The following is a 15,603-nucleotide window of genomic DNA, read 5'->3' on the forward strand; positions in this document are numbered from 1 at the left end:
CTTGACGGCATGAAATCTTGTGTTAAATTAAAGAAAATTTATCTTACAGGAGGATAGACATGTACGCTGCGGACCGATTCCTGATGAACCACGCCGCTATGGCCCCCTCGCAACTGGCGATATGGCTCAATGATGCCGCCACATTGCAGGAAGCACATTCCAAGATCAGCACACAGATCGACCATTGGGTGCCGTGGTCCCCGCAATTCAGGAGCCACAGAGAGAGAATCGAGAGTGAATTGCAAAAAGCTCTGGCGCTTAACGTGCGCACGACGAAAGAGCTCCAGGCGGCTACCTCGGCGGCGGTCGACGACGTGAATATAAACGCCGCCTACCTGGTGATCAGGGCGAAGTGTGAGAAAGACGAAGCTTGGCTCCACAACAACGGGTATATCTTGAAAGAAAGAGCGAAGAGGGTTTACGACAGGCCGGTTTCCAACTCTTCCCTGGCCCTTAGAGCGAAAAACGGGCCGAATGACGGGCAAGTTATCCTCAACTGGGACAGAGATCCCGGGGCAGGTTCCTATCAACTGCAGATCTGCAAGGGGCATCCGCAGGGAGAAGAGTCGTTCGCGGATTACGCGTACCTGACGAAAGTTCGGACCTCCGCTGACAGCCTCGATCGCGCAAGCTGGTATTACTTCAGAATAAGGAGTGTCGGGAACAACGAAAACGGCCCTTGGAGCGAGGCCGTCGGCATCATCGTGACCTAACCTGCAAAAAAATCCAGCTAACGGCCGGTCCCGTGGATACGAGACCGGCCCCCGCCTTTTTTTCCCTCCCCTTCCCATGGCTCAAACCAACGAAACGCACCGAAGACGTGGGGATACGCTTCCCGCAGTATGGATGACAAACTTTACGCAGCGATAGCGAAGCGCACCGCGGAGATCGCAAACTCCGCCCGGCGATAGCGAAGAGCGCCGCGGAGATCGCAAACGCCGCACGGCGATAGCGAAGAGCGCCGCGGAGATCGCAAACTCCGCGCGGCGATAGCGAAGAGCGCCGCGGAGATCGCAAACTCCGCGCGGCGATAGCGAAGAGCGCCGCGGAGATCGCAAACTCCGCGCGGCGATAGCGAAGAGCACCGCAGAGATCGCAAACTCCGCGCGGCGATAGCGAAGAGCACCGCGGAGATCGCAAACTCCACGCGGCGATAGCGAAGTCCGCCTCAGAGATTGCAAACCCCGCGCAGTGATCGCGAAGTTCGATACACAGGTCGTAAAATAGCCCCTGAGTGAGCGTCGTGCTGGCATGTATGGCAACACGCCGACGGCACGCACCAACTGCGCGACCGGTTCCTCTGAACAACAACACGTTGAGACCCCGTTTCGTACAAAATTGCTGTAATTTCAACCATGATTCCGTCTTTGTCGTAAATATTTAATGTTGTAATGCCTGTATGATCTGTTGTATTGAAATATCTTTACTTCGTTCGACCTATATCCACGAAGCTGCGAATGTGGGGAGGACGTTGGTATGAATTTCGATGAAGGAGGAGACTGCTACATGAAGAAAATGATTACAGCGGTACTGGGGGGAGTGCTTCTGACTGCGGCCACTGCCCATGCGGAGCACAAACTGCTCGTCACGGAGGTTCTCGATAAGAACCAGGTTGAGGCACAGGCGCAGTTCGAGTACGCCCACGCAAGCGGCGACGTGAAAGGCGCTGTTGAATCAGGCAAAATTTTTACGAACACGACGGAATCCATCTACTCCCTCGGCGTAGGCCTTGGGCACGGCTTGGAAGTGTCCGCCTCCATGCCGTACGTTTTCAGCGAGCGTATGAAGGTGCAGGTTGAGGGCCTCGAGCCCGAGTATGAGAAACGGGACGGCTTCGGGGATTTTGCGCTTCAGGCGAAATATCGCCTCCTCGGCGGGGAGGAGCATCCGTTCACCGTCGTCGCTGGCTTGGGCCTTAAGTTCGACACGGCAGGCAACGACGACGCCGGCACCGGCACCACCGACGTGAGCCCCTTCATCGCCGCGAGCACCAACCTGGGCGACCATAACACCCCATATGCCATCTATCGCGCAACCATCCGCAATCACGGCGAGCAGGACACCCATACCATCTCCCTCGGTCTGGAGAAGGAAATGAACCACACGGTGACCCTCGACGCGAAGATCGACGCCAACTTCAACACCTCGACGAGCAATCTGACAGCCAATGAGGAGTTCAATTTCGAACTCGCCAGCTACATCCAGATGGCGCACAACCTCTATCTGCTTCCGAGCGTTTCCTACGTAATCGCCACCGACCAGAAGGAAAAGGACCTGGACATCCGCCTCGAATCCGTGGACGGTTACCGCGCCGGGCTTTCCCTGTATTACCTCTTCTAGCAGGAAGAAAAATCAGGTAGTAGCCGCCCGCTTCAGAACATGCTGAAGCGGGCGTTTTTTTTAGCACCGCTGATCACTCATTATCTCGGGGTCTTACATCACACGCAATGGCTTAGCCCGTATAGACTAATTGCTTCGCACAGATCGAAAAATCTACCTTGTTGTGCGCCGAAGCGAAGAGGTGGGGCATCAGGCAGGAAGTGAACAAAGGGGCTCGTTCGAAAACGAAAAGGGGGGCGCACATACATGCGGCCCCCCTCGTTTATTGCTACTTCTTTTTTACTCTTTGCTCGGCGCGTCTTTTATGACCCCTCGCCATTATCTACTTTAACTACCTCGCTACGCGCACTCGGAGTAGCCGCAGACGCGGCAGACGGCGCAGCCGCCTTCGTGCTCCACGACGCCGCCGCACTCGGGGCAGGCGCCTTTCTCGAAGGCGGGAGCTTCGATGATTTCACCATGGCCGGTGATCGCCAGGTGCGACTGGATCGCCTTGGCGACGGCATCGGCGCAGGACAGGATCTTGTTGTCGCCGAAACCGCTCGGGCTGTGGCAGGAGATGCCGAGGAGCTGCTTCACTACCTGGCGTGCCTGCACGCCGCTTCTCCAGGCAAGCGATACCATGCGCCCGATCGCCTCGGACTGGCTGGCGGCGCAGCCGCCCGCCTTGCCCATGGTGGTGAAGACTTCGAAGAGGCCGGTGGCGTCCTCGTTGATGGTGATGTAAAGCGGTCCGCAGCCGGTCTGCATCTGGTAGGTCCAACCCTTGAGCGCCTTCGGACGCTCGCGCTTGCTGCGCTTTTCTTCCGCGGTCATCGCTGCGACCACCTTCGGCTCTTCCTTCTTGCCGACGGAGAGGACCTGCTCGTCGCGGGAGCCGTCACGGTAGATGGTGACCCCCTTGCAGTTCATCTCGTAGGCGAGACGGTACACCTTCTCGACGTCCTCGATAGTCGCTTCGCGCGGGAAGTTCACCGTCTTCGACACGGCGTTGTCGGTGTGACGCTGGAAGGCGGCCTGCATGGTGACGTGCTCTTCCGGGGTGATGTCGTGGGCGGTCACGAACACGTCGCGCACGTCCTCGGGGATGGCGCTTATGTCCTGCACGGTGCCGTGCTCGGCGATCCGCTGCATCAGTTCCTCGCTGTAGAAGTCCTGCTCCTTGGCGATCTTCTCGAAAAGCGGGTTTACTTCGACCAGGATGTTCTTGTCCATCACCTGGCGCACGAAGGAGACGGCGAAGAGCGGCTCGACCCCGGAGGAGGCGTTGGCGATGATGGAGATGGTGCCGGTCGGGGCGATGGTGGTGACGGTCGCGTTCCTGACCGGCGCGGCGCCGGGGAGGTCGTACACGCTCCCCTTGAAGTTCGGGAACGCGCCGCGGGTCCTGGCGAGCTCGCGCGAGGCCGCGTGTCCCTCGTCGTTGATGAACTGCATCACCTTCTCGCCCAGTTCGACGGACTCCTCGGAGCCGTAGGGGACGCCGAGCAGGATCAGCATGTCGGCCCACCCCATGACGCCGAGACCTATCTTCCTGTTCGAGCGGGTCATCTCGTCGATCTGGGGCAAGGGGTAGTTGTTCACCTCGATGACGTTGTCGAGGAAGTGCACGGCGCTCTTCACCGTCTCCTTCAGCTTGTCCCAGTTCACCTTGCCGCCCGCCACCATCTTGCCGAGGTTTATGGAGCCCAGGTTGCAGGACTCGTACGGAAGCAGCGGCTGCTCGCCGCAGGGGTTCGTCGACTCGATCTCACCTATGTGGGGGGTCGGGTTGTCCTTGTTCAGACGGTCGAGGAAGATGATGCCCGGCTCGCCGTTTTCCCAGGCCTGCTTCACGATGCGCGCGAACACCTTCCTGGCGTTTTGGCTGCCGGCAGGCTTCTTGTCGCGCGGGTTCATAAGGGTGTAGTCGCGGTCCGCGTCGACGGCCTTCATGAACTCCTCGGTGATGCCGACCGAGATGTTGAAGTTGTTCAACTGGCGCTGGTCGTTCTTGCACATGATGAAGTCCATGATGTCGGGATGATCGACTCGCAGGATCGCCATGTTCGCGCCGCGACGGGTGCCGCCCTGCTTGATGGTCTCGGTGGCGACGTCGAAGACGCGCATGAAGGAGAGCGGGCCGCTGGAGATGCCGGTGGTGGACATGACCACGTCGTTTGCCGGGCGCAGACGGGAGAAGGAGAAGCCGGTGCCGCCGCCGGACTTGTGAATCAGTGCGGTGTGCTTGACCGACTCGAAGATCTCCTCCATGCTGTCGCCCACCGGAAGGACGAAGCAGGCGGAGAGCTGCCCAAGCTCGCGGCCGGCGTTCATCAGGGTCGGGGAGTTCGGGAGGAACTCGAAGTTGGTCATCATCGCGTAGAACTTGTCGGAGAGCGCGGAGAGGTCGGCTTTCTTGTCGAAGACGGCGTCGGCCTGGGCGATCGCGGTCGCCACGCGACGGAACATGTCGGCGGGGGTCTCAAGAGGCTTGCCTGACTGGTCTCTCTTCAGGTAGCGCTTCTCTAGTACTGTCTGTGCGTTCTTGGTGAGGCCCGGGATCTGTCCCTTTTCGGCGGTCTTCTTCATAACGTTTCGTTCTCCTTGGATAAATTATCATGTCGCCATGCGGATCGCTCAATACCACATTTAGTGGGCGGCCAGAAATAAACCACAAGATGTATGACGAAGTCAAGCGTTAATAGATTAAAATTTCAGGCGCTCATAAAAAACGAAATTGCCGGTGTTTACGCCTCAGGGGCATTTACAACGGGAGCCCCGCTGTGTTATTAATGACGGGTTAATTTTTCCTCCCGGAGCCTCCATGAGCCAGTGTGATTGCAATAGCCAGAAGGAGTCGCTAGAGTCCCAGGTAAAGGGGCTAAAGGATCTGATAGAGGTCGCCAAGGCCGTCGTTTCTACGCTGGATCTGGATACGGTGCTGCAGGCGATTCTGACGAGCGCCATGCGGTTCGCTGGTACCCCGGCGGGTAGCGTCGCGCTCTACTACGACGCAAGACGCGAGCTTAGCCTGCACGCGCACTCGGGGCTCACCGCGGATTTCGTGAAGAAGGAGCGCTGGGAGGTGACCCCCGGAGGGCTCACCGAGCAGGTGCTTCTGGCCGGCGAGATCTTTTACATCGAGGACACCCAGCAAACCCCGTTCTTCAAGAACCCGATCGCCCTGAAGGAAGGGATCCGCTCGCTTGTGTGCGTTCCGCTCGTCTTCCAGGAGCGCATCGTCGGCATCCTTTACCTGGATGACTTCGAGCCGAGATGCTTCGACCGCGACAAGTTGAACCTCCTCTCGATTCTCGCGTCCTTCGCCGCGATGGCGATCCACAACGCGACGCTGCACAAGCGGACCAAGCTTCTCGCCATCACCGACTCGCTCACCGGGCTGCACAACCACCGATACTTCAAGCAGTACTTCCGGCAGGAGATGGCGCGCGCCAAGCGCTACCACAAGCCGTTCTCCATCATCATGATGGACGTGGACGACTTCAAGAGTTACAACGACAGTTTCGGTCACGCCACGGGCGACCGGCTCCTCGAGCTCATGGGGGAGCTGATCCTGCAGACGATCCGTTCCGTCGACGTCGCCTTCCGCTACGGCGGTGAGGAGTTCATCGTACTTTTACCGGAGACCCGCCTGGACCAGGCGATCCTCGCTGCGGAGCGTCTGCGTGACAGCGTGCAGCAGGGGACCGCGAAGCGGCCCGTGGACGGGGCGAGCCGTGGCGTCACCGTGAGCATCGGCGTTGCGAGCTACCCGGACAACGCGGACAAAATGGACGAGCTGTTCAACATCGTCGACTCCCTGCTCTACCTGGCCAAGCGCCGCGGCAAGAACAAGGTCTATCACCAGGAAAGCCTGCAGATACCAAAAAAATGAAGAGACATCCCATACTACTTATCCACGGGCTGCTTCTGGCGGCCCTTTTTTGCCACCAGGCCGCGGCCGCCGATGCTCCGTCATCCGTCGCGCCGGCCGCATCCGTTTCTGCTCCCGCTCCCGAGCGTGCCGTGGCGCCGTTCAAGCCGCAGAGCACCTATGCCGACCGCGTTCTCGCCGAGGACACCGTCTGGAAGGGTGAGGTGCTCGTCGAGGGGGCGGTGACCGTGGCCCCGCAGGCGACGCTCACCGTCGAGGCGGGGACCGTGGTTCGCTTCAAGAAAGGGGCGGGGGAGCCGGTTCTCGTGGTGCAGGGACGGCTGGTCGCCTCCGGGAGCAAGGAGGAGCCGATCCGTTTCTCGTCGCTCTTCGCGGCGCCCGCTGCCGGTGACTGGCAGGGGATCGTTCTCCTTGGCAGCGAGAAGAACAACCTACTGGAAAACTGCCGCATCGAAGGGACGGTGACCGGGATCGAGGCGCTTTTTGCGAACCTGACCCTGAAGGGGGTGCGTGCCGAGCGCAGCGCCACCGGGATGCGTTTCCAGGATGCGCTTGTCACCATCGAGGGGGGGGGCGCCTCCGACTGCGACACCGGCATGAGCTTTATCCAGAGCGAGGCGACCGTGCGCGGCGTGAGCGTGGTCGGCAACCGGGTGGGTATGGAGGTGCGGCACACTTCGATCTACATGCAGGATGGAAGTCTCGCCATGAACCGCTCCGCCTTTTCCTGCGACAGCTGTCGGTTGAAGCTTGCCGGCGGGGCGGTCCTCGACAACGGCCGCGGCGTTACCCTTTTCGAGACCGAGGGGAGCGTGACCGGGGTGAAGCTTGCGAGAAACAGCGACTATGGGCTGTCGCTGACCGGCTCGCGGGTGAGGGTGAGCGACAACGTTATCACCGGTAACGGCACGCAGGGGATGCTCGTCTTCGACGGCTCCGCCGTAGCGTGGGACAACGTGATCTCCGGTAACGCGGGGCATGATATCTACAACGCAGGCAACGAGGAGTTCCGCGCCCCCAACAACCACTGGGGCGAGGGGGGACCCAAGATCTACGACAACAGCGGACGGGGTAGGGTGAACGTGAACCCGAAGAGGTAGAGCCGTTCAACGTTCAGCGTTCAACGTTAGGGCTTTGACCTTTGCCGGAAGCAGGGGCGTCGGGGCGGCACGGACCGCTGCACGAGAAAATGATGGTAATCGCGCTTATTTGAGCGGACACATAGGACCAGGAAACAAGTAACGTAACTGCCGCAAGGTTGGCAAACGACACGTTGAACGCTGAACGTTGAACGTTGAACCGGTTTTAAAGGAGAGTCATGACACGCAGAAACGGCCGTGCGGCTGATGCATTGAGGGAAGTTAAAATTACGCGCAATTACCTGAAACACGCCGAGGGCTCGGTGCTGATCGAGTTCGGGGACACGAAGGTAATCTGCAACGCGACGGTCGAGTCGAAGGTCCCTTCCTTCCTGAAAGGGAAGGGGACGGGCTGGGTCACCGCGGAGTATTGCATGTTGCCGCGCGCAACGCACACCAGAAACCAGCGTGAGTCGGCAAAGGGAAAACTCTCCGGACGCACCCACGAGATCCAGCGCCTGATCGGCAGGTCGCTCCGTGCGGTGGTAGACCTGGAAAAATTGGGCGAGCGCTCCATCCTCATCGACTGCGACGTGATCCAGGCCGACGGCGGCACCCGCACCGCTTCGATCACCGGCGCTTACGTCGCGCTGGCCGATGCCCTGCAGACCCTTGTCGACGCCGGGGACCTCTCCCAGAGCCCGCTGCGCGAGGCGGTCGCCGCGGTGAGCGTCGGCATCGTCGATGGCACCCCCTTCCTCGACCTCGATTACCCCGAGGACTCGAGCGCCGAGGTGGACATGAACTTCGTGATGACCTCCTCGATGCGCTTCGTCGAGGTGCAGGGAACCGCCGAGGCGGAGCCTTTCACCCTCGACCAGATGGACGCCATGCGCGGCCACGCCATGCTGGGGCTCACCCGTCTCTTCGAGATCCAGAGAGAGGCGCTGCAGGCATGAAAGAGCTCCTGGTCGCATCGGGAAACAAGGGGAAACTGCGCGAGTTCGGCGAACTGCTGCGCGGCGTGGTGGATACCATCCTCTCGCCTGCCGACTTTCCCGATCTCCCGGACGTCGTGGAGGACGGTGCGACCTTCGAGGAGAACGCGATAAAGAAGGCGCTCTCCGCGGCGCGTTGCACCGGGCGGCCGGTACTTGCCGACGACTCGGGGCTTTGCGTCGATTACCTCGGCGGACGCCCCGGCGTCTACTCGGCGCGCTTTGCCGGTGAAGGGGCGACCGACGCCGACAACAACGCGCTCCTGCTGCGCGAGCTCGCGGGCGTTCCCGCCGAAAAGAGGGGTGCTGCGTTTCACTGCGTCATAGCGCTCTGTCTTCCCGACGGAACCTGCCGGACCTTCGACGGCGCCCTTGCGGGGGTGATCCTGGAGACGCCGCGGGGGGAGGGGGGCTTTGGCTACGATCCCCTCTTCATGGTGCCGGAGTACGGGCAGACCTTCTCCGAACTTCCCATGGAGATCAAGAACGCCATCAGCCACCGCGGACGCGCCATGCAGATGCTCAAAGAGGCGCTCACGCAAAGCCGCTAAGGCGCAATGAAAGGCCAAAGGACAAAGGGTTTAACGCAAAGGCGCCAAGGCGCGAAGACGTAAGGAAGGCAAGATCGTGGGATTTTTGGGTTCAACTTGGCGCCTTTGCGGCTTCGCGTCTTGGTGTTGGATGGGTGGTAAGTCGGCTCCGAGAAAATCTCGGGGCGCATAAAAAAGGTGTTGCGCGGCTCCAGAGGCTATGCTATAAACGTGGTTCTTGAATCGGGGTGTAGCGCAGCCTGGCTAGCGCACCTGCCTTGGGAGCAGGGGGCCGGAGGTTCGAATCCTCTCACCCCGACCACTCAATTGCAGGCTTTACTTCTGCGCCTGTAGCTCAGTTGGATAGAGCAACGGCCTTCTAAGCCGTAGGTCAGAGGTTCGAACCCTCTCAGGCGTGCCACAACTGAATATGGTGGGTATGGTGAAGCGGTTAACACAAACGACTGTGACTCGTTCATACGTGGGTTCGAATCCCACTACCCACCCCAACCATAAAGGCCAACCCCGTTAAAAGCGGGGTTTGTCGTTTCAAGCGTACGATTTTGCGAGAGTGGCGGAATTGGCAGACGCACCAGACTTAGGATCTGGCACCGCAAGGTATAGGGGTTCAAGTCCCCTCTCTCGCACCAGCAATGATTTCAAAAGGGTTATCCGGTAACGGGTAGCCCTTTTGTTTTTTTCTGCTCAAGGCGTGCAATCTCCAGTGCAACCTCTAAGGTATCGGGCAAGGACACCATTAGACTGCAGTTTGCCGCCATGATTCTAGATACCCATAAAGGTGATACGGTGGTAATCCGCAGCATGGACAGACTGGCGAGGAACTTTGACGACCTTAGAAGCAGATAAAACCCTCCTTCCACGGAAGGTTAGTTTTTCAGGCTTTAGCCTGCGGTAAAAAGGTGTCCGGCTAGGGTATACCCACATCAGACAGTTATCCGTGAAAACCTCTGAGCCGTGCTTCTGAGATTAAGGCTAGGTGGCTTCCATTAAACATCTCATTGAGGTGAGACAGCGTACCCGGCAGTAGTTCCTTTGCTGCGTATGTATCTATGGATAAAGCAAGCTTGTTGGCGCTCTCTGGTGTGGCGTCAGGAAGCGATAACATGATTAAGTAGGTAGAGGCTCTAACGGTGATTTTACCTCTAAATGCGAAGAAAAAACTTAATTTTATTAGTTTTATTGTAAGTGGTATTGACATCAAGCAAGTACGGCATGTGGTAAAAATACCTTTGTGAAAATACTTGAGTCCGTCCGTTAACTTGATCAACCAGTCTAGAACAACTACAAACATACAAGCGCACATCACAACTACAAAAACTACAATAACTATACTAAAGTAATGCTCACCCGACATGCTACCTCCTGGCTTGACAGTGCATAATATACGTTGTGAATCAAAGTCGGTGTATACCTTCTAGGTGTTTCGCAGCCTTGTGCGCTCCGTGAATCTACATCCGTACGGGAATAATGCAGTTAAGTCAAGGTAATAAGGGTGGGGTGGGGGCGTTGGTTGTGCTTCAAAAAGGGTTACCTGTTCCGGGTAACCCTTTTATTTTTTCCGCGCTGCTTCGTGCACCATCGTGACGGTCACTATGCGCTATGATACAGGCATGGGTGTCTCTTTGTCGTGCTGGCAAAAGTGAACGACCTGAAGATCATTCCAACGGGCTCATCGGTAATGTGTAAGTGAATGTAGTTCCGTCTGAGGCGGACGTTATGAATTCAACGGAACCTCCGAGGATCTGCTCACCAAATAATTTCATGGAGTAGGTGCCCATACCTCTTCCTATATTGCCCTTGGTGCTGAAGTTGCGTTGGAAAATACGCTGTGCGACTTCTTGTGGAATGGTTCCGGGATTCCAAACGTTGAAGGATATGGCATTTTGATGCGGGGTGGTCCACAAGGTTACTTTATCTTCGTGCGAGATGGCCTCCAGAGCATTGGTAATCATGTTTACAACGACTCGGGTTAATAAACTAAAGTCAGAAGTTATGGTTATAGCATCTGAACAGTAAATGATTTCCAAGCGCTTGCTGGCGGTTAAGGGGTGGTCACTGAAGATTTGCTCTATTTCATGGAGGAAATCGTTTAGACATTCATCTGTGTACAAAGGTTTGTAGGCACTGTTGATTGCTTTAGTCAGGGAGTCCTGTATGGCGATTTCCTGCGCTATTCTTATTACTATACGATGCAGCTCGGTCACTCTATTGCTTTGAGAGGTAGACTCAAGGGCCAGTAACTCGCTTTTCCCGAGCAATCCGCAAAGTATGTTGTTAATGTCGTGAAAAAATGCTCTATCGAGACATTCTTTTGATTGTTGCAGGGTTATGTCCTGCATAAACAGTAAGATATATACCTTTTCGTTGACAAATATCGGGCAGCTGCGAACGTTGAAATATATATCGGCTTGTTTATGATCTCTGTCTACTGTTATTGCGCAAGTTCTTTCTTGTGGCTGTAATGTGTCAATGGCTGTCATGATCGAAATAGCAGCACCGCATGTGGAACAATACTTTGAGGTGCCACATCCGCCAGCGGTCTCACACGAATGGACACAAGCAACATATTCACCGGGACGCAGGCCTATTGCCAGCTTTGGGTCGTCTATCCCCATCAGCTTCAAGAATTCATCATTTAAAGCAACTACCTGGCGATGTTTGTTCAAAACTGCAAAAAGGCCATTGGCTATTGACATTAGCCCGCTTACCAGTGGACTGTTAACGACTTCCTCAATGTCCCATACAAGTTCATCGGCACTTTGTCTAAACGCCGGTGCATAGTGGGTAAAAGTATCTTTCCGTTTTTTGGAGGAAGTATCATCAGGCATTTCGCCCCCTGTAGTTACCTAATGTCCTATGTCAACTAATAAGCTATTTATGATCGTGTGGGGCGATTATAGCTTGTGTTCTTTTTGAAGCAAGAAATCTAATGTCCTCCCTACTTAATGCCGTTCCGTTTGACAGTGAATCATCTCGCACTGGCCAGGATGCCGTCAATATTCGTTCGCCATGGCGAGGGCGCGCTCGACTTTGACGGCAAGGGTGGCTTCGCGCAGGGGCTTAGGGATGAAATCGAAAAAGCCGCGCTTGAGTGCGGTAGCCTCCTCATCCACCGTGGCGGTGGAGGTGATCAGTATCACGGGTACTTTCTCCGTTTCGGGGAAGGTGCGCAGGCTCTCCAGGACGGCGTAGCCGTTCAGCTTAGGCATCTCTTTGTCGGTAATGACCAGGTCGAAACGGTTCGACATGATTTCACGGAAGGCCTCCATGCCGTCACCGGCGCATACGGCGTGATAACCCTTGCGTCTAAGCGATGCGGAGATGAAGCTGCTCACCGCCTTGTCGTCATCGACGATGAGCACGCATTTCTTGTCGTTGGCCGCGGCCGGGGCCGATTTCAGGTAGTGCAGCTTGATGGCGGTCATGATCTCGCGCCGCGTGGAGACGTACGGCATTACCGTCACGCCGTGCTCCTTCTCGATGCTCTGCAAAACATCGCGCAGGGTGGGGTCGCTGGTTGCAATGGCCAGCCTGTTACCCTGCAGCTTCAGCGGGAAGACGAGGTTCGCCATGGCGACCTTGGGCGGAACCATCCTGAGCAGTTCGTCGGAAAACCTGTGGCGGTGAAAGTCGCCCAGGAACTTCAGGTTGTGCTGCAGCGCAAGGGCCTCGGCAAGTTCGTCCGGCGTCACCAGTTCCAGTTCTTCGAGTACCGTCCCGAATCGTTTTCCCTTCTTGCGGGCGTACCCAACGAGCCTTTCCACCGTCAGGGCGGATAGTATCCCCTGCTCCACGAAAATCTCGCCCAGCTTCTTCCTGGAGCTCCCCTTGCTTTGCTGTGCCGCCTCAGTCGATGGGTTCATCGGGGCCTCCCTGATAGCTCCGGCTTCTTTTCTGGACACAAAAAAGCCGGGGCTGAATATCGCATTGGATATTTCGGCAACCCGGCTGTCTCGTGGAGACCCTTTAGGCTTTCCGCCCCACTCTCGCGAATGGTTTAGTATTATCGTTTATCGCTGAAATTATTTTCATTGTGCTTACACTCATAGACCTTCCTTTGTCAAGATGAAACAAACTGCGGGAATCACATAGTTCTTCCGGGTTAGAGCGAATCCTGGCCGGAGTGTTTCATGATGCTGGAAATCATGTAGGTCTCCTGGCATCCGCTGGCCATCTCCGGGGCACGGAGCCTCGTGGCTGTCATGCTGATTCTGGCAAGGTGCAGCTTAGGTCGGCGGGCTGTTCGCGTTGATCGTCTCTTCCTTTTGCGTGCTCTGAACCCGTCCCCCCTCATCGATTTCCCTTCGTTTGCCAATTCATTCAAGACTCAGTTTCCCGCTATGACAGCAACAACTAAGACATTGTCAGGACTGTAAATAGTCCTGTGAATCGAGAACTCTCACAGGCTGGAGTTTTTTCGATTCTATGTAATAGTTGTTAAACTTTCACTCAGGGAGGTCGCATCATGCAAAAGCTGATTCGCATCGAGCCGTCCAAGTGCATCGGCTGCAAGAGCTGCGAGATGGCCTGTTCCTTCAGGCATCGCGGCGAATTCGCGCCGAGCAAGTCCCGCATCATCAACGAGGTGTTCATGGAGGAAGCCCAGTTCATCACGGTGACCTGCATGCAGTGCAACGAGCCGTGGTGTATGAAGGCATGCCCGAAGGGGGCCATAGAGAAGGACATGGCGTCGGGCATCGTCACCGTGGACGAGATGAAGTGTGTAGGCTGCAGAACATGCGTCAGCGCCTGCCCCTTCGGGATGATCCGGTACCTGGGCGAGACCGGCAAGGCGGACAAATGTAACCTCTGCGGCCCGGATTTCCCCGAGTGCGTCGCCTTCTGCCCGACCCATTGCCTGCAGTACTCCGAAGAGGATCTGCCGCTGAGGGAGAAGGTGCTGAGATTCGCAAGAACGATGAAAGACGGCCAGGGGGAGGTGTGATATGGGAAACGGCTGGCATGGCAAAGTGCTGCGTGTGAATCTGACCGACAAGAGCTGTACCGTTGAGCCGCTCAACATGGAGTGGGCGGCCGCCTTCATCGGGGGGCGCGGACTTGCTTCCAAATACCTGACGAGCGAGGTCGATGCGACCGTCGACCCCTTTTCCTCCGAGAACAAGATGATCCTCGCCACCGGCCCGCTCACCGGGACCTACGGCGCCGCGAACGGCCGGTACATGGTGGTGACAAAGTCGCCGCTCACCGGGACCATCGCCTGTTCCAACTCGGGCGGCTACTTCCCCTGCGAGCTTAAGTACGCGGGGTACGACCTAGTCATCATCGAGGGTAAGGCGGAGAGCCCGGTTTACCTGAAGATCAAAAACGGCGAGGCGGAGCTCGCCGACGCCGGGCATCTCTGGGGAAAGACCACCGCCGAGACCGAGGACGCCATCCGCGCCGAGTTCCACGGTGACGCCAAGGTCGCCTGTATCGGCCCGGCCGGTGAGTCGCTCGTGCGCTACGCCTGCATCGTGAACGACAAGCACCGGGCCGCCGGCCGTAGCGGCGTCGGCGCGGTCATGGGGAGCAAGAACCTGAAGGCGGTGGCGGTACGCGGGACCGGCGGCGTGGCAACGGCCGACAACGCCGCCTTCCGTGCCGCGGCCCGCGATACGCTCAAGATGCTGCGCCAGCATCCGGTGACCTCGGAGGGACTCCCGGCGCTCGGGACGGCGGTCCTTGTCAACATCATCAATCAAAGCGGCGCACTGCCGACGCGCAACTCCCAGTGCGGGACCTTCGACAAGGCCGAGGACATCTCGGGTGAGCGGCTGGCGCAGACCTTTTTGAAGCGCAACAAGGGGTGCATGGGGTGCGTCATCGCCTGCGGGAGGGTGACGAGGCTTACCGACCCGCGCTTCTCCGGTGCCGGGGAGGGGCCGGAGTACGAAACGCTCTGGTCGCTCGGTGCCGCCTGCGGCGTGTCGGATCTCGCCGCCATCGTCCAGGCGAACTACCTCTGCGACGAGTACGGCATGGACACCATCACCATGGGGTCGACGGTGGCGTGCGCGATGGAGCTCTACGAGCGCGGCCTTTTAGGGGACGCGGACACCGGTATGCCGCTTAAGTTCGGCGACGCGGACGCGATGGTCAGGCTCGTGGAGATGACCGGCAAGGGGGAAGGCTTCGGCGTCAGGGCCGGGCTCGGCTCTTACCGCCTCGCGGAAAGCTGCGGTGCGCCGGAGCTTTCCATGTCGGTGAAGAAGCAGGAGTTCCCCGCCTACGACGGACGGGCGATCCAGGGCATGGGGCTCGAGTACGCGACCAGTAACCGCGGCGCGTGCCACGTACGCGGCTATCTCGTCTCGCCGGAGATCCTTGGCGTCCCGGAGAAGCTCGATCCTGAAGCGGTGGCGGGGAAGGCGGTATGGGCGAAGGCGTTCCAGGACGTGACCGCGGTGGTAGACTCCGCCGGCGTCTGCCTTTTCACCACCTTCGGCATCGGCATCCCGCAGGTGACGCGCCTTTTCAACGCGGCGACCGGTTACGGCTATTCCGACGAGCAGATGATGGAGATCGGCGACCGGATCTACACCCTGGAGCGCCTGTTCAACCTGAAGGCGGGGATCGACCCGTCCCAGGACACCCTTCCGAAGCGGATCCTCGAGGAGCCGCTGCCGGACGGGCCTCTGAAGGGGGCGGTTTCGCACCTGCCGGAGATGCTGGCGGAATACTACGACGTGCGTGGATGGGAGAAGGGGATTCCGACGGCGGCGAAGGTGAAGTCGCTGGGGCTTGCATAACGGGGGAAG

Annotated in this window: 13 protein-coding genes, 4 tRNA genes and 1 riboswitch; of the genes, 13 read left to right on the forward strand and 4 right to left on the reverse strand. The window is 58.0% G+C overall.

Annotated features, from left to right (window positions below; translation table 11 throughout):
* Window positions 1–59 precede the first annotated feature (59 nt).
* Window positions 60–713, forward strand: a complete 654-nt coding sequence (locus E4633_RS19110) for a fibronectin type III domain-containing protein (RefSeq protein ID WP_135872737.1) — start codon at window positions 60–62, stop codon at window positions 711–713.
* A gap of 793 nt (window positions 714–1,506) precedes the next feature.
* Complete coding sequence (locus tag E4633_RS19115; protein ID WP_135872739.1) at window positions 1,507–2,340, forward strand: hypothetical protein; 834 nt, start codon at window positions 1,507–1,509, stop codon at window positions 2,338–2,340.
* A 339-nt stretch (window positions 2,341–2,679) separates the two neighbouring features.
* Here E4633_RS19115 and E4633_RS19120 read toward each other — a convergent pair whose 3' ends face one another.
* A complete protein-coding gene (locus tag E4633_RS19120) occupies window positions 2,680–4,911 on the reverse strand; it encodes a vitamin B12-dependent ribonucleotide reductase (RefSeq protein ID WP_135872741.1) in 2,232 nt (743 codons plus the stop codon).
* A gap of 235 nt (window positions 4,912–5,146) precedes the next feature.
* Here E4633_RS19120 and E4633_RS19125 point away from each other — a divergent pair, with 235 nt between their 5' ends.
* The 9 genes from E4633_RS19125 to E4633_RS19165 all read left to right on the forward strand — a co-directional run bounded on the left by E4633_RS19125 (window position 5,147) and on the right by E4633_RS19165 (window position 9,691).
* Window positions 5,147–6,217, forward strand: coding sequence for a sensor domain-containing diguanylate cyclase (locus E4633_RS19125; RefSeq protein ID WP_135872743.1), 1,071 nt, complete (start codon window positions 5,147–5,149; stop codon window positions 6,215–6,217).
* Entirely contained in the window at window positions 6,214–7,317 is a 1,104-nt protein-coding gene (locus tag E4633_RS19130; RefSeq protein WP_135872744.1) for a right-handed parallel beta-helix repeat-containing protein, read from the forward strand. Before E4633_RS19125 ends, E4633_RS19130 begins: the two co-directional genes overlap by 4 nt.
* A gap of 218 nt (window positions 7,318–7,535) precedes the next feature.
* Window positions 7,536–8,255 (forward strand): ribonuclease PH, encoded by a 720-nt coding sequence (rph, locus tag E4633_RS19135; protein WP_135872746.1) that lies wholly within the window; start codon window positions 7,536–7,538, stop codon window positions 8,253–8,255.
* Complete coding sequence (locus tag E4633_RS19140; protein WP_135872748.1) at window positions 8,252–8,845, forward strand: XTP/dITP diphosphatase; 594 nt, start codon at window positions 8,252–8,254, stop codon at window positions 8,843–8,845. The genes rph and E4633_RS19140 overlap by 4 nt, the downstream gene beginning before the upstream one ends.
* A 223-nt stretch (window positions 8,846–9,068) precedes the next feature.
* Window positions 9,069–9,146: transfer RNA gene (locus E4633_RS19145), tRNA-Pro, on the forward strand.
* Window positions 9,147–9,168: 22 nt separating this feature from the next.
* Window positions 9,169–9,245, forward strand: a tRNA-Arg gene (locus E4633_RS19150).
* A 12-nt stretch (window positions 9,246–9,257) separates the two neighbouring features.
* Window positions 9,258–9,333, forward strand: a tRNA-His gene (locus tag E4633_RS19155).
* 56 nt (window positions 9,334–9,389) lie between these two features.
* Window positions 9,390–9,474 (forward strand) — tRNA-Leu (locus E4633_RS19160).
* A gap of 67 nt (window positions 9,475–9,541) precedes the next feature.
* Window positions 9,542–9,691, forward strand: a complete 150-nt coding sequence (locus E4633_RS19165) for a recombinase family protein (protein ID WP_135872860.1) — start codon at window positions 9,542–9,544, stop codon at window positions 9,689–9,691.
* An 85-nt stretch (window positions 9,692–9,776) separates the two neighbouring features.
* Here E4633_RS19165 and E4633_RS19170 read toward each other — a convergent pair whose 3' ends face one another.
* The 3 genes from E4633_RS19170 to E4633_RS19180 form a co-directional block, all read right to left on the reverse strand.
* Complete coding sequence (locus E4633_RS19170; protein WP_135872750.1) at window positions 9,777–10,199, reverse strand: hypothetical protein; 423 nt, start codon at window positions 10,197–10,199, stop codon at window positions 9,777–9,779.
* Window positions 10,200–10,500: 301 nt separating this feature from the next.
* A complete protein-coding gene (locus tag E4633_RS19175; RefSeq protein WP_135872752.1) occupies window positions 10,501–11,673 on the reverse strand; it encodes a sensor histidine kinase in 1,173 nt (390 codons plus the stop codon).
* Window positions 11,674–11,838: 165 nt separating this feature from the next.
* Window positions 11,839–12,708 carry a response regulator gene (locus E4633_RS19180; protein ID WP_135872754.1) on the reverse strand — a complete coding sequence of 290 codons (870 nt, stop codon included), beginning with the start codon at window positions 12,706–12,708 and terminating at the stop codon, window positions 11,839–11,841.
* A 72-nt stretch (window positions 12,709–12,780) separates the two neighbouring features.
* A riboswitch (cyclic di-GMP riboswitch) is annotated at window positions 12,781–12,857 on the reverse strand.
* A gap of 453 nt (window positions 12,858–13,310) precedes the next feature.
* Here E4633_RS19180 and E4633_RS19185 point away from each other — a divergent pair.
* Together E4633_RS19185 and E4633_RS19190 are read left to right on the forward strand one after the other, a co-directional pair.
* Window positions 13,311–13,790: a 4Fe-4S dicluster domain-containing protein gene (locus tag E4633_RS19185; protein WP_135872755.1), complete on the forward strand. Its 480-nt coding sequence runs from the start codon at window positions 13,311–13,313 to the stop codon at window positions 13,788–13,790.
* Between the two features lies 1 nt (window position 13,791).
* Window positions 13,792–15,594 carry an aldehyde ferredoxin oxidoreductase family protein gene (locus E4633_RS19190; protein WP_135872757.1) on the forward strand — a complete coding sequence of 601 codons (1,803 nt, stop codon included), beginning with the start codon at window positions 13,792–13,794 and terminating at the stop codon, window positions 15,592–15,594.
* Window positions 15,595–15,603: the final 9 nt, after the last annotated feature.

It is taken from the genome of Geomonas terrae (assembly GCF_004791675.1).
In the GTDB taxonomy this organism is placed as follows: Bacteria; Desulfobacterota; Desulfuromonadia; order Geobacterales; family Geobacteraceae; genus Geomonas; species Geomonas edaphica.

What these genes read in the sequence shown, in the direction of transcription:
- E4633_RS19110 (WP_135872737.1), top strand. Translation starts at nt 60, where the DNA reads ATGTACGCTGCGGACCGATTCCTGATGAACCACGCCGCTATGGCCCCC.
- E4633_RS19115 (WP_135872739.1), top strand. Translation starts at nt 1,507, where the DNA reads ATGAAGAAAATGATTACAGCGGTACTGGGGGGAGTGCTTCTGACTGCG.
- E4633_RS19120 (WP_135872741.1), bottom strand. Translation starts at nt 4,911, where the DNA reads ATGAAGAAGACCGCCGAAAAGGGACAGATCCCGGGCCTCACCAAGAAC.
- E4633_RS19125 (WP_135872743.1), top strand. Translation starts at nt 5,147, where the DNA reads ATGAGCCAGTGTGATTGCAATAGCCAGAAGGAGTCGCTAGAGTCCCAG.
- E4633_RS19130 (WP_135872744.1), top strand. Translation starts at nt 6,214, where the DNA reads ATGAAGAGACATCCCATACTACTTATCCACGGGCTGCTTCTGGCGGCC.
- rph (WP_135872746.1), top strand. Translation starts at nt 7,536, where the DNA reads ATGACACGCAGAAACGGCCGTGCGGCTGATGCATTGAGGGAAGTTAAA.
- E4633_RS19140 (WP_135872748.1), top strand. Translation starts at nt 8,252, where the DNA reads ATGAAAGAGCTCCTGGTCGCATCGGGAAACAAGGGGAAACTGCGCGAG.
- E4633_RS19170 (WP_135872750.1), bottom strand. Translation starts at nt 10,199, where the DNA reads ATGTCGGGTGAGCATTACTTTAGTATAGTTATTGTAGTTTTTGTAGTT.
- E4633_RS19175 (WP_135872752.1), bottom strand. Translation starts at nt 11,673, where the DNA reads ATGCCTGATGATACTTCCTCCAAAAAACGGAAAGATACTTTTACCCAC.
- E4633_RS19180 (WP_135872754.1), bottom strand. Translation starts at nt 12,708, where the DNA reads ATGAACCCATCGACTGAGGCGGCACAGCAAAGCAAGGGGAGCTCCAGG.
- E4633_RS19185 (WP_135872755.1), top strand. Translation starts at nt 13,311, where the DNA reads ATGCAAAAGCTGATTCGCATCGAGCCGTCCAAGTGCATCGGCTGCAAG.
- E4633_RS19190 (WP_135872757.1), top strand. Translation starts at nt 13,792, where the DNA reads ATGGGAAACGGCTGGCATGGCAAAGTGCTGCGTGTGAATCTGACCGAC.